This is a genomic window from Roseovarius atlanticus (assembly GCF_001441615.1).
GTDB lineage: Bacteria > Pseudomonadota > Alphaproteobacteria > Rhodobacterales > Rhodobacteraceae > Roseovarius > Roseovarius atlanticus.
The window spans coordinates 242,883-255,340 of the sequence record NZ_LAXJ01000007.1 but is presented as its reverse complement, the minus strand read 5'-3'; the positions used below and the strand labels follow the sequence as shown (position 1 = coordinate 255,340).

12 protein-coding genes are annotated in these 12,458 nt (G+C 62.8%); 9 read left to right on the top strand and 3 right to left on the bottom strand.

Features of this window, described 5'->3' with window-relative positions; genetic code table 11:
* The first annotated feature begins 4 nt into the window (after positions 1 to 4).
* The 5 genes from XM53_RS08725 (at position 5) to XM53_RS08705 (ending at position 5,007) form a co-directional block, all read left to right on the top strand.
* Positions 5 to 727 (top strand): c-type cytochrome, encoded by a 723-nt coding sequence (locus XM53_RS08725; RefSeq protein ID WP_057792346.1) that lies wholly within the window; start codon positions 5 to 7, stop codon positions 725 to 727.
* A 23-nt stretch (positions 728 to 750) separates the two neighbouring features.
* Positions 751 to 2,016 carry an NAD(P)/FAD-dependent oxidoreductase gene (locus XM53_RS08720; RefSeq protein ID WP_057792344.1) on the top strand — a complete coding sequence of 422 codons (1,266 nt, stop codon included), beginning with the start codon at positions 751 to 753 and terminating at the stop codon, positions 2,014 to 2,016.
* 88 nt (positions 2,017 to 2,104) lie between these two features.
* On the top strand, positions 2,105 to 2,536 hold the full coding sequence (locus XM53_RS08715) for a DUF302 domain-containing protein (RefSeq protein ID WP_057792342.1): 432 nt from the start codon (positions 2,105 to 2,107) through the stop codon (positions 2,534 to 2,536).
* Positions 2,536 to 3,753 carry a 5-aminolevulinate synthase gene (gene hemA / locus XM53_RS08710; RefSeq protein WP_057792339.1) on the top strand — a complete coding sequence of 406 codons (1,218 nt, stop codon included), beginning with the start codon at positions 2,536 to 2,538 and terminating at the stop codon, positions 3,751 to 3,753. The genes XM53_RS08715 and hemA overlap by 1 nt, the downstream gene beginning before the upstream one ends.
* A 207-nt stretch (positions 3,754 to 3,960) precedes the next feature.
* Positions 3,961 to 5,007, top strand: coding sequence for a YeeE/YedE family protein (locus XM53_RS08705; protein WP_057792337.1), 1,047 nt, complete (start codon positions 3,961 to 3,963; stop codon positions 5,005 to 5,007).
* Between the two features lie 30 nt (positions 5,008 to 5,037).
* Here XM53_RS08705 and XM53_RS08700 read toward each other — a convergent pair whose 3' ends face one another.
* A complete protein-coding gene (locus XM53_RS08700) occupies positions 5,038 to 5,952 on the bottom strand; it encodes an MBL fold metallo-hydrolase (protein ID WP_057792335.1) in 915 nt (304 codons plus the stop codon).
* A gap of 313 nt (positions 5,953 to 6,265) precedes the next feature.
* Here XM53_RS08700 and XM53_RS08695 point away from each other — a divergent pair, with 313 nt between their 5' ends.
* A complete protein-coding gene (locus tag XM53_RS08695) occupies positions 6,266 to 6,901 on the top strand; it encodes a hypothetical protein (protein WP_057792333.1) in 636 nt (211 codons plus the stop codon).
* Positions 6,902 to 7,142: 241 nt separating this feature from the next.
* On the opposite strand, the gene XM53_RS08690 is transcribed toward XM53_RS08695, so the two are convergent.
* Together XM53_RS08690 and XM53_RS08685 are read right to left on the bottom strand one after the other, a co-directional pair.
* Entirely contained in the window at positions 7,143 to 7,703 is a 561-nt protein-coding gene (locus XM53_RS08690) for a thioredoxin family protein (RefSeq protein WP_057792330.1), read from the bottom strand.
* An 80-nt stretch (positions 7,704 to 7,783) separates the two neighbouring features.
* Positions 7,784 to 8,470 carry a response regulator gene (locus tag XM53_RS08685; RefSeq protein WP_082630839.1) on the bottom strand — a complete coding sequence of 229 codons (687 nt, stop codon included), beginning with the start codon at positions 8,468 to 8,470 and terminating at the stop codon, positions 7,784 to 7,786.
* 201 nt (positions 8,471 to 8,671) lie between these two features.
* Here XM53_RS08685 and XM53_RS08680 point away from each other — a divergent pair, with 201 nt between their 5' ends.
* The 3 genes from XM53_RS08680 (at position 8,672) to XM53_RS08670 (ending at position 12,439) form a co-directional block, all read left to right on the top strand.
* Positions 8,672 to 9,394 (top strand): sensor histidine kinase, encoded by a 723-nt coding sequence (locus tag XM53_RS08680; protein WP_057792326.1) that lies wholly within the window; start codon positions 8,672 to 8,674, stop codon positions 9,392 to 9,394.
* 61 nt (positions 9,395 to 9,455) lie between these two features.
* Positions 9,456 to 11,204 carry a sensor histidine kinase gene (locus XM53_RS08675; RefSeq protein ID WP_057792324.1) on the top strand — a complete coding sequence of 583 codons (1,749 nt, stop codon included), beginning with the start codon at positions 9,456 to 9,458 and terminating at the stop codon, positions 11,202 to 11,204.
* Entirely contained in the window at positions 11,201 to 12,439 is a 1,239-nt protein-coding gene (locus tag XM53_RS08670) for a sigma-54-dependent transcriptional regulator (protein ID WP_057792321.1), read from the top strand. The genes XM53_RS08675 and XM53_RS08670 overlap by 4 nt, the downstream gene beginning before the upstream one ends.
* The last annotated feature ends 19 nt before the right edge of the window (positions 12,440 to 12,458 follow it).

Below are 12,458 nucleotides of genomic sequence, written 5' to 3'. Positions count from 1 at the left end.
CCGCATGTCGGTCGGCTGCCGCTCGCTCTTTTTTGCCTTGGCGGCAGGCTGTCTGGCCTGTGCCACCTCCGCGGCGGCGGAAGAGGGCGACCCGGAGGCCGGCAAGGAGGTGTTCGACTACTGCTCCGGTTGCCACGAAGTGGGCAAGGGGGCCGAGCATGGCATCGGCCCGCATCTGAACGGTCTTTTCGGCCGTCAGGCCGCCACGCAAGTAGGCTTCCCCTATTCCGAAAGCTTCAAGCGCGCCGGCACCGGCGGGCTGGAATGGCACGCCGAAACCCTCGACGTCTTCTTGGAAAACCCAACTGCGATCGCCTCGGGCACCCGGATGAGCTTTGACGGGCTCCCGGACCCGCAGGAGCGTCTGGACCTGATCGCCTACCTGCGGCGCTTTTCCGACAATCCCCGCGACATTCCCGAGGCGGACCCGACCATCCAGGGCAGCGATCATGACCTCGATCCGGAAATCCTCGCGCTTGTGGGCGACCCGGAATATGGTGAATATCTCAGCGGGGAATGCGTGGCCTGCCATCAAGCCGGTGGCTCCAACGACGGTATCCCGTCTATCGTGCTCTGGCCGGAGGAGGATTTCGTGGTCGCCATGCACGCCTACAAGAACAAGCAAAGAAACCATCCGGTGATGCAGATGGTCGCCGGACGCCTGGGCGATGAGGAGATCGCCGCACTCGCCGCCTATTTCGGCCAACTGACGGAACAAAAAAGATAATAATACCTTTGGGAGGACTAAACATGACACTCAACAGACGGACGTTCCTTGGAACGACAGCCGCCGCGGCGACGACGCTCGCGGCGCCGAACGTGCTGGCGCAAGGCGCGGGCAAACCGCGCGTCGTCGTCATTGGCGGCGGTGCAGGTGGGGCCACGGCGGCCCGCTATATCGCCAAGGACAGCGACGGCGCCATCGACGTAACCCTTGTGGAGCCTACGCGCACCTACTTCACCTGTTTCTTCTCGAACCTCTATATCGGTGGCTTCAAGGAAATCAGCGATATCGGCCATACCTATGGCAAGCTCGCCGCGGCCGGCATCAATGTCCTTCACGACTGGGCCGTCGATGTCGACCGTGACGCCAAGACCGTAACGCTCGCTGGCGGGTCAACGCTGCCCTATGACAAGCTGATCCTCAGCCCCGGCATCGATTTCGTGGACGGGGCCGTCGAAGGCTGGAGCATCGAGGCACAGAACGCAATGCCCCATGCCTACAAGGCCGGCTCGCAGTCCGAGCTTCTGCGCGCCCAGCTGGAAGCGATGCCCGAGGGCGGGACCTTTGCCATGGTGGCCCCCCCGAACCCCTATCGCTGCCCCCCGGGCCCGTACGAGCGGGTTTCGATGGTCGCGCATTTCATGAAGGAAAATAATCCGACCGCCAAGATCATCGTGGCCGACCCCAAGCCGAAATTCTCCAAGATGTCGCTCTTCCAGGAAGGCTGGAACAAGCACTACCCGGGCATGGTCGACTGGATCGGCGAGGAATTCGGCGGCGGCAACGTCTCGGTCGATCCGGCGAACATGACCGTCACCATCGACGGCGAGGAGACCCAAGTCGATGTCTGCAACGTCATCCCCGCGCAAAAGGCAGGCCGCATCGCCGAGATGGCGGGTGTGACCGATGGCAACTGGGCACCGGTGAATCCCGCCGACATGTCCGCACGCGCGGATGCCGATGTCTACGTTCTGGGCGACTCGGCAGAACAGGGCGACATGCCCAAATCCGGCTTCGCCGCCAACAGCCAGGCCAAGGTCTGCGCCAACGCCGTGCGCGGCGCGCTGACCGGGTCCAAGGTGTTCCCGGCGAAATATTCCAACACGTGCTGGTCGCTCATCGCCACCGATGACGGCGTCAAGGTCGGCGCCACCTACGAGCCGACCGAGGAAAAGATCGCCTCGGTCGACAGCTTCATCAGCGAAACCGGCGAGGATTCCGCCCTGCGCAAGGCGACCTACGAAGAGTCCGAAGGCTGGTACACCGGCATCACCACCGACATGTTCGGCTAAGCCAACCCGCAGTCCCGGCTTTGATCTCGGTCAAAGACCGGGGCGGCGCCCCTGTGCGACACCAAACCGACACCTAGGAGGACCGACCTTGAAACCCGTGATTCTGACGGCTGCCCTGGCCTTGGCCACTGCCGCCCATGCCGAAGCTCCGATCGTTATGCCTTATGACGGCACGTTCGACGACGCGACCTTCGCCGTGGAAACCGCGATCGTGGGGCAGGGACTGGTCATCGACTACGTCAGCCATGTCGGCGAAATGCTCAACCGCACGGGCGAGGACGTGGGCAGCGACGTGATGCTGTTCAAGGAAGCGGATATCTTCATCTTCTGCTCGGCCGTCGTGTCGCGCGAAGTGATGGAGGCCGACCCGATGAACATCGCGCATTGCCCCTACGGTATCTTCGTGGCCGAAGACGCAGAAGGCGCCGTGACGATAGGCTACCGCGACTACCCCGATGGTCCGATGGAAAAGGTCGAGGCCCTGCTGGCCGAGATCGTGAAAGAGGCGACAGAGAACTGATGAACTACCAGGAATTTTTCCGCTCCGAACTCGATGGGTTGCGGGCCGAAGGCAACTATCGCGAATTCGCGGAATTGGAGCGGCGGCGCGGGCAGTTTCCGCAAGCGAATTGCTATAACGGCCCCGGGACAGTGACGGTCTGGTGTTCGAACGATTACCTCGGCATGGGCCAGCACCCGGCCGTGCTCGAGGCCATGCACGACGCCCTCGACACCACCGGCGCCGGGGCAGGGGGCACGCGCAATATCTCGGGCACCACCCATGCCCACGTGCAGCTAGAGGCCGAGCTGGCCGACCTGCATGGCAAGCAAAGCGCCTTGCTCTTCACTTCGGGCTACGTCTCGAACTGGGCCGCGCTGGGCACATTGGCATCGCGCATTCCCGGGCTGGTGGTGCTGTCCGACGCACTCAACCACGCGTCCATGATCGAAGGCATCCGGCACAGTCGCGCCCAGAAAGTCATCTGGAAACACAACGACCTCACCGATCTCGAGGCCAAGCTGGCGGCGCTTCCCGCAAACGCCCCCAAGATGATCGCGTTCGAGAGCGTCTATTCGATGGACGGCGACATCGCCCCCATCAAGGAAATCTGCGATCTCGCCGACAAGTATGGCGCCATGACCTATCTCGACGAAGTGCACGCCGTGGGCCTGTACGGTCCGCGCGGCGGCGGCATCGCCGAGCGTGAGGGCCTGATGGACCGCCTGACCGTGATCGAGGGCACGCTGGGCAAGGCCTTCGGCGTTATGGGCGGCTATATCGCCGCCTCGACCGAGCTGTGCGACTTCGTCCGCTCCTTCGCCTCGGGCTTCATCTTCACCACCGCCCTGCCGCCCTGCGTCGCCGCCGGTGCCGCTGCCGCCGTGCGCCACCTCAAGCACAGCAGCGAGGAACGCAGCCAGCAACAGGCCCGCGTGGCCGAGGTGCGCGCCCGGCTCGACGCCATCGGCCTGCCGCATATCGAGAACCCCAGTCACATCATCCCGGTGATGGTGGGCGACCCGGTCAAGTGCAAATACATCTCGGACGTGCTGATGCGAGATCATGGTATCTACATCCAGCCGATCAACTATCCCACGGTCCCAAAGGGCACCGAACGGCTGCGTATTACCCCTTCCCCGGTTCACTCCGCCGAAGATGTCGAGCGTCTGATCGGCGCCCTTGAAAAGCTCTGGGCGCAGTGCCAGCTTGCCCGGCTGCCCATCGCAGCGCAGTGATCGGAAAAATATTCCGCCCACACGAGAAATAGGAAAATCCGTTTCGCCGGACCGTCCTTCGATGGTCCGGGGTTGTAACGTTTTCCGCGTTCCGGAACGTTGTTTCTTCTTTGCCGCCAAAGCCGGAACAATGCTCTTCGCCTTGGGTTTTGACTCGCGCGATATCACACCAGATAAGGACGGATTACCTGAATCAGGACGTGACCCATGCTGCTCGACTCCCTGCCGTTCGACCTGCCCGTGCAAACCCTGCATCTTCTGCTTGGCGCGCTCTTGGGCCTTGCCTTCGGTGTTGCCGCCCAGATCTCGCGTTTTTGTCTGAGGCGTGCCGTGGCGGGCGAAGACGGCGTGGATCGCTCGGCGCTCTCGGTCTGGCTGGTCGCGCTTGCCGTGGCCATCGGCGGCATGGCCCTGGCAGGGGTCATGGGCTGGGTCGAGCTTGGCGACCACCGCTACCTGTCCAGCAGCGTGCCAGTCGCAGCGATCGCCGTGGGCGGGCTCGCTTTCGGCATCGGCATGGTGCTCACACGCGGCTGCATGTCCCGCCTGACAGTGCTTGCCGGCACGGGCAACCTGCGCGCGGTCAGCGTCATTGCGCTTTTCGCCATTGTCGCCCACGCAACGCTCAAGGGCGTTCTGGCCCCTCTGCGCACATCCCTCGGAGCGATCCAGTATGACTTCGGCATCGGCAGCCTCGCGTCCATTCCCGGCTTGGCGCCCGCCGTGGCACTGGGCTTGCTGGCCGTCGCAGTCCTGCTCGCACACCGCTCCGGCGCCCGCGTCCTGCACCTTGTCATGGGCGCGGTGATCGGCCTCGTGGTCGTCGCGGGCTGGGCCGGAACCTCCGTCCTTCTGCTTGATGATTTCGATCCGCTGCCGGCACAGTCGATGGCCTTTACCCTGCCGTGGACCGACACGCTTTTCTATGCGATCGCATCCACCGCCGTGCCGGCGGGGTTTGGCGTCGGCGTCATCGGCGGCGTGATCGTCGGCAGTTTCCTCAGCGCGGCAGCGCGCGGCGAGCTTGCCTTGCAAAGCTTTTCGTCCCCCGTGCAGACGCTGCGCTACAGTGCCGGCGCGGTGCTGATGGGCTTTGGCGGCGTGCTGGCGGGGGGGTGCACCATCGGCGCAGGCCTCAGCGGTGGCGCGAACCTCAGCATCGCCGCTCTTCTGGCGCTTGGATTCATCGTGCTGGGCGCAGTCGTGACACGGGCCGTCCTCGCCCCGCGGGGTGCCGCGGTTCCCGCCGAGTAAAGCCCGGCCCGACCGCCGTCAGGGCGGGCGTCACGCGTCCATTTCGACAAACCGATATCCGGTTTCGGTCGCTTCGGCCCGGCCGATGCCGCCTTCGGGCAAGTGGAAACCAATCAGGGTCAAATCCTCGGCGGCCAGACGATCCAACAAGGCCTTGCGGGTCGCCACCGCCATGATTGGGTTCTGGTCCGATCCGCTCGGCCATTCAGGCCGGGCGAAGGCCACATGGTGATTGGCGATCGCATCACCAATGACCATCGCCGCATCCGTTCCGCGACGCAGCTCAAAGCTCATGTGCCCGGGCGTGTGGCCCGGCGTGGACACCGCGAAAATTCCCGGCAGCACCTCTTCTCCGTCATCAAAGAACGCGACTGCGTCCTCTATCGCTTCCAGCCGGTTCTTCGCGCCCACGGCGAACGCGGCACGTTCGGCTCCGATGGTGTTCACGGTTTCGGGATCCCACCAGTAAGCCCATTCCGCGCGGCCCATCATGTACACGGCTTGCGGGAACAGCAGGTCTCCGAAATCGTCCAAAATGCCCCAGATGTGATCGGGATGCGCGTGTGTGAATACCACGTGGGTGATGTCCTCTGGCGCAAGCCCGGCGGCCTCCAGGCTTGCCGGCAATGTGCCCGCGCTGGGCATGAAATTCGGACCGGCACCGGCATCGAATAGCACTGTGTTGGTGCCGTCGCGGTAAAGGGTCAGATTGCATTCCGGACGCACCTCGCCCCGGCTTTGCCCGGCGGCGTCAAGAATCGGCAGTAGTTCGTCCTGCGGCATCTGCTCGAAGATAAAATCGCCCGGCAGGACAAGGTTGCCATCGCTTACAGTCGTAACTGTAGCATCGCCAAGGGATATGTCCGCCAGGCTCCAACGCGGCAGCGCCGCGGCAAGTGGCAGGGACGCACCGGTCGCCATCAGGTGACGTCGGGTCAGTCTCATGATAGTCCTCCCAAGAATTCTATTATAGGAATATGTGCGAATGTTTCGTGCAGCGCAAGCGCCGTCCCGTACACCTGGCCCTTTGCGGTAAATGATGCATATGAGAGCTTGTTGTCGGCTTGGCGCGCGATGACCGCTTCGCGCTCAGGCTAACGAATCCTGCCCCTGCATGGGGCTCTGCTTCGAGACCGGTCTCCATCGCGGCGAAAACTGGAAAAGTGCCTTCCTTTTTTAAAACATCAGTCTTCAAACCTGATCGAATTCGGGCAAGGATTTTCTTGGGCACGAGCCATCGAACAAGTGGGAAACAGTAATGAGCGACTATGTTTGGGCGAGTGATGCGCTGACCGGCTCCTATCATGATTTCGCCGGGGACATCTATTTTCAAGGTGCAGATGCGATTAAACAAGCGCAGAAATGCGTCGCGAGAAGCTCTTACGGATATCCTTTGAGCCGAGAGGATATTCCAAAAAGGACTTTCGCCGAGAAAAACAATCCGCGAAAGCTGAATCACTTCAATGTCGTAGGGTTCTTTCTCGTGTCTCCAGAAGTCGCCGATGTCTTGCGACAGGTCGATTTGGGACAAGGCGGTCTTTATGAGACGCAGTTTTTCAAGCAGGACCAGGTGACCCCACTGCATTACAGGCACATGTATTGGGACATCGGCAATCAAAAGGAAAGCTTTCTTGCCGACGCGTCCCCGAAGGCCGACCAAACGACCGCACCCAGAGACTGGCCGGAACGGGATCGTGCACGAACCCGGCGTCGTCACTCGGACTGGCAAGACGACGATCTGGCCTTGAGCGCGGATGCACTGATCGGTCCGGACACGTGGGTGGAAAAGTGTTTTCGCGGGTCTTTTTTCATTAGCGACCGCCTGGCCCGGATGCTGCGTGCGGAAGGCCTCGACCGGGATTTCAACCTAAAACGTTGCCGCATTCTAGGTTGATTTTCGAAATGAACCGGGGTCGTCAAGGGTATGGTGCGCACGCGCTTCGGGCCGGCGTACGTGCTTGGATGTCACTGAATACAGCCATTCCACTGGAAAACGCGATGGCAGCTCCGTCCGGATCGCCGGGACGCATCTCAAACAGCTTGCGAAGTTGTCTGCCGTCGCCGGTTTCTTGTCATCGGCCCGTCCTGAACGATCTCAGGTCTTTACTACATCCTCTACGGCAAAGGGCCGGCGCTCACGCAGCCGGTTTCCACTTGATCGAACAGCCGACCGAGGCAATCTGGTCGCGCGGGCCTTCACCGGTTTCCGCCACCTGCTTCATCGCCTCGAAAAGCTCGCGCGGCGCATCCGGTTCGGCGGGGGACATACGCGACGCATCCAGGCGGCCGCGGTACTGAAGCCCCAGCTTGGAATCGAAGCCGAAAAAATCCGGTGTGCACGCGGCATGATAGGCCCGCGCAACCGCTTGCTCTTCGTCATGCAGATAGGGAAATGGCAGGCCGGCATTTTCTGCCAGTTTGACCATGTTCTCGAAACTGTCGTCCGGATAGGCGTCGGCGTCGTTGGCACAAATCGCCGCCACGCCGATGCCAAGCTCCTGCAACGCCTTGCCGTCTCGCACGATCCTGTCCAGCACGGCCAGAACATAGGGACAGTGGTTGCAAATGAACATGATCAACAGACCGTTTGGGCCCGCAATATCATCCCGCGTATACATACGCCCGTCCGTGGCCGGCAGCCGGAAATCCGGGGCCGGCCAGTTGAAATCACACACCGGCGGTTCGTTTGCAGTCATGATCGTCCTCCGTCGCGGTTACGGGGACAGTCTTGCCGACCAGCGGCGGCTTGGCAACAGGGGGCTCGTCATGCCGGGGCTCATCGAAAAGCAAACGGCGGGTCAGGGTCCATGACGCCGTCGGCATCCCAGCGGTCGGCCAATGTCAGACCTCGTGCCGCCAGCATATCCAGAATGCGCTTGTCGATCGTGTCGATCAACCGTCCGAATTCCATTTCGTCGCGCACCAGCTTGGCGACATCCTGCGCGATCAGAGTCCGCTGTTGTGCCAGAAGTTCGCCGATCCAGTGCCGCGAGGTTTCCGCCAGCACCTTGACCGACGCCATCATCAGTTCGCGCAGCTTGTCGGTGTTCAACTCGACCTTGTCGAGACAATCCAGCGATCCCTGCTTGATCGATTCGATCGCCACGTCGGTGCGCATCCGGTTCGACATCATCACCACCGCGGCGGCAAAGTTCGTCGGATGGCTTTGCACCATTTTCTGGGCTGCCAGTCCGTCACTGTCAGGCAGCATGTAATCAATCAGGATCACATCGAAACTGCCCGCGTCCAGGGCTGCACCGAATTCGCCGATCGTCGCGGCACTGACCGAATTCACGGGCATCCCGGTCGCGTCCAAGGTGCGCGCCAGTCGTTTCTGATCGAACGGATCGTCGTCGAGGATAAGCACGTCAAAGCAATCGCCGCGCCGGCCGCCGTTCAGGCAGGTTGCGGGAAGCGCCTGAGTGACCATCGGCTCCTTGGGGATGGGGGAAATAGACGCCATGTCGTAACCTTTCTCACGAAAACACCCGGAAATCGTGACCTTATGCTAGAGGCGCGTACCTTACCAATCTGTTACCGACACATGGTCTGATACTGCGGATTTTAACGACTGATCAGCGTTCCCGGCAAAGATGTTCACGGATTGGAAACCTGGCTCTGAGATATCTACTTTCGCGCGAACACCAGGAAAGAGAGGCGATACGTGTCACGCTCGTTCACCTCTGACAGCCAGGGCCCGGTACAGGAGGCTGAGGAGTTTCTGTACATCCTGACGCACGACCTCAAGGCATTCGCCAGGGCCATGCGCACGATACCCGACTGGATCGTCGAAGATCTGGCGGCGCAGCGTATTGTCCTGTCCGCCGACGCCGCGGACAACCTCGCCATGTTGCGCGACTACGCGCATCGGCTGGATGATACGCTGACCGCACTGACAGAACTTTCCCGGGTGGGCCGTCTGGCCGACCCGCCTGCAATGCATGACCTTGACGGGCTGGTGACCGAAGTGTGCGACGACCTGCCCGCGCACCCCGGGCTAATCCGTGACATTGATTGCGGCGGCCTGTGTGTGACGGGCCCCAAAAACGATATGAAAAAGCTCTTCAAGGCGGTCCTCGGCAACGTTGCCGCGCATCACGACCGCGACTTCGGAAAGCTGCGGGTCACCGCCACCCCGTGGCAGGACCGTGTTCAGGTGGTCGTGACCGACGACGGTCCCGGGATCGAACCTGCTCATTGGACCGCTGTCTTCAAGCCTCTCGCGACCCTGCGCCCGAAAAGCGAGACGGGCTTTTCTGGCGTCGGTCTCGCCATCGCGCAGAAAGCCGTACGCAGCCTGCATGGCGAGATCGCGATCATCCCGACAGAGGCACCCCGCGGCCTGAGCCTACGCTTCGACCTGCCACGCGCCGGTTGCGGTCACTGACCCTGCCCATCCCGCACGCTTTGTCTGGCCAAGCTGGGGATAGGCTTGCTATCACCATCGCATGTTTTCGCTCCTTCGCGCCAGGTGGATTGTCATCACCCTGTTTCTGCTCGCCGTTGTCGCGGCGGCGGCGACCGTCTGGCGCTACGGCTACAGCCAGGGTCTGACGCAGCTGTCCAAGCAGGGGCGCGCCGACCTCGCGCTCGCGGCCGATCGCTTTACCGGCGAGATGCGCCGTTTCCGGGAACTGGCGGTTCTCATGTCCGATCATCCCGAACTGGCAGACCTGACCGGTGACGCGCCCGACGTTCCAGCGGCCACGCAACTGCTTCAGGAAGCCGTCGACAAAAGCGGTGCCGCTGCGCTGATCTTCACCGATGCCGCCGGCGCGGTGCTGGCCGAGGCCGGCGAGGTTGCGCTCGACCCATCCGGCAGCAGCTATTTCGCCCGCGCCATGCATGGGGCGCTGGGGTCGTTCTTCGGCAGGCTCGGACCCGACGGGCGACGCGTCTACGCCTATGCGGCGCCTTCCTTTGCGGTGGACGGTTCCATCCGGGGCAGTCTTATTGCCGTGGTCGACATCGCTGAAATCGAGTGGGGCTGGATCGGCGGTCAGCCGGTGGTCTTTTTTACCGACGACAACGGCCGCGTGTTTCTCTCCAATCGTGCAGAGGTCCTTGGCTGGCGCATTCGGCCGGACGGGGCCGGGCTTGCCGCGCCCGAAGACGATGCATCGGCGGGCGATACGACAGGCCTGGCCCCGGACATCTGGACGCTGGACCACGGCGATTACCTGCCAAAGCGCGCCTTGCACCTTGCCAGCCCCAAGCCCGTGATCGGAATGACCGGACACGCGCTGATGAACGTCGCGCCGGTGTCTCGCATGGCAGGCCTGCAATCGGCATTTTTCGCGGCGATCTGTCTTGCCTTCGGCGCGGTGCTCCTGCTTCTGGCCGAACGGCGCCGCGCGCTCGCCATTTCCAATGCCCAGCTTGAGGTGCGCGTGGCGGACCGCACGGCGGAACTGTCTCACACCAACGCCGCCCTGCGCCGTGAAGTGGCTGAGCGGATGGAGGCCGAGGCCGCATTGACCCGCGCCCAGGAGGATCTGGTGCAGGCCGGCAAGCTGGGTGCGCTGGGGCAGATGTCGGCGGGCATCAGCCATGAACTCAACCAGCCCTTGATGGCGATTCAGCAATTCGCCGACAACGGCGCCTCGTTCCTCGACTCCGGGAAAACGGGTGCCGCGCGCCACAACCTCAGCCGTATTTCCGACCTCGCGGGACGCGCCGCACGCATTATCCGCAACCTGCGTGCGTTTGCCCGCAACGAGGCCGAGCCTGCCGGCAAGGTCGATCTGGTAAGCGTAATCGACAGCGCGGTCGAGATGACCGAGCAGCGTCTTGACCGCGAAGGCGTGGCGCTTGAATGGCATCGCCCCGAGTTCCCGGTCTATGTGCTTGCGGGCGAAGTGCGGCTGGGCCAGGTGTTCGTGAACCTGATCAACAACGCGATCGATGCGATGGGCGGACAGCCCTGCAAACGCATCGAGCTGACGCTTGTTGCCGGCAACCGCCCGACAGTGACGGTGCGCGACACCGGGCCCGGAATTTCCGATCCGTCCAAGATTTTCGAGCCGTTCTACACCACCAAGGAGGTCGGTGGCGAGGATGGGCTGGGTCTTGGTCTTTCCATCTCCTACGGCCTGGTCGAAAGCTTCGGTGGCCGTATCAGCGGCAGCAACGCACCGGACGGCGGTGCGATCTTCCGCGTCGAACTGGATCCCTGGCAGGACGAGGCCGCAGCATGACGATGGAGGTATTGATCGTCGACGACGATGCATCCGTGCGCGAGGCCCTGGCCCAGACACTTGAGATCAACCAGCTTTCGGCACGGGTTGCCGGCTCGTTCATCGAGGCCAAGGACCATATCACCCCCGATTTCCCGGGCGTGATCCTGTCAGATATCCGTATGCCCGGCCGCGACGGGTTCTACCTGCTGGACTACACCCGCAAGACCGATGCAGAACTTCCCGTCATCCTGCTGACCGGCGAAGGCGACATCCCGATGGCGGTACGCGCCATGGGGCAAGGCGCGTTCGATTTCCTGGAAAAGCCCTGTGCCCCCGATGGTCTGCTGCCTGTTCTGACCCGGGCCTTGCAGACCCGCTCGCTTGTTCTGGAAAACCGCCGGCTGAAACGACAGCTCGAGACCGGAGATGCCGCCGCGCGAATGCTGTTCGGTACGTCCGTACTGGCCGAGAACCTGCGCGAACGGGTGCGGCGCGTGGCGGCCATGGGTGCCGACGTACTGGTGACCGGGCCGCCCGGCGCGGGGATATCGAAGGTGGCCGAGGTGGTGCACCTGATGACGCCCGCCGGTCGCGGACCTTATGTCAAACACCCTGCGGCGGCCCTCGATGCAGCGGCGTTGGATGACGCTTTGGCGTCGGCCCGCGGCGGAAGCCTGTTCATCGAAGAGATCACGGCACTGCCGCCGCACGCGCAGCACGCTCTTCTGGACCGGCTTGAGGAAGGCGCCGAAACACGGCTGATCGCAGGCACGACGACCGATCTCGCCAAGGCGGCCGAGGACGGGCGTTTCTATCCCGAACTCTATTACCGCCTTGATGTGGCGCTGGTGCGCATCCCGGCCTTGTCCGAGCGGCCCGAGGACATTCCGGTGCTCTTTCGGCATTACGTGGCACAGGCCGCCGAACAATCGGGCATCGCCGCGCCGGACATCGCGCCGGATCATCTGGCCCGCCTGATGGCGCAGGACTGGCCCGGAAACGCCCGTTCCCTGATGAGCGCCGCCATGCGCTTTGTCCTGGGTATGCCTGACGAGGTTACCCGCGCCGCGGATCTCGGCCTCTCGGAACAGATGGCGCAAGTGGAACGCTCCCTGCTGATCGCCGCGCTTGGCCGTCAAAATGGTCGCGCGTCAGAGGCAGCAAAGGCGCTGAAACTGCCGCGCAAGACGTTCTATGACAAGCTGGCCAGGTACGGGATAAAGCCCGAAAATTACCGCCGCGGCGACAGTTAGCGCGGTATCCGTGCCACAG

Coding starts and splice junctions, on each gene's coding strand:
- XM53_RS08725 (WP_057792346.1), top strand. CDS start 5: ATGTCGGTCGGCTGCCGCTCGCTCTTTTTTGCCTTGGCGGCAGGCTGT.
- XM53_RS08720 (WP_057792344.1), top strand. CDS start 751: ATGACACTCAACAGACGGACGTTCCTTGGAACGACAGCCGCCGCGGCG.
- hemA (WP_057792339.1), top strand. CDS start 2,536: ATGAACTACCAGGAATTTTTCCGCTCCGAACTCGATGGGTTGCGGGCC.
- XM53_RS08705 (WP_057792337.1), top strand. CDS start 3,961: ATGCTGCTCGACTCCCTGCCGTTCGACCTGCCCGTGCAAACCCTGCAT.
- XM53_RS08700 (WP_057792335.1), bottom strand. CDS start 5,952: ATGAGACTGACCCGACGTCACCTGATGGCGACCGGTGCGTCCCTGCCA.
- XM53_RS08695 (WP_057792333.1), top strand. CDS start 6,266: ATGAGCGACTATGTTTGGGCGAGTGATGCGCTGACCGGCTCCTATCAT.
- XM53_RS08690 (WP_057792330.1), bottom strand. CDS start 7,703: ATGACTGCAAACGAACCGCCGGTGTGTGATTTCAACTGGCCGGCCCCG.
- XM53_RS08685 (WP_082630839.1), bottom strand. CDS start 8,470: ATGGCGTCTATTTCCCCCATCCCCAAGGAGCCGATGGTCACTCAGGCG.
- XM53_RS08675 (WP_057792324.1), top strand. CDS start 9,456: ATGTTTTCGCTCCTTCGCGCCAGGTGGATTGTCATCACCCTGTTTCTG.
- XM53_RS08670 (WP_057792321.1), top strand. CDS start 11,201: ATGACGATGGAGGTATTGATCGTCGACGACGATGCATCCGTGCGCGAG.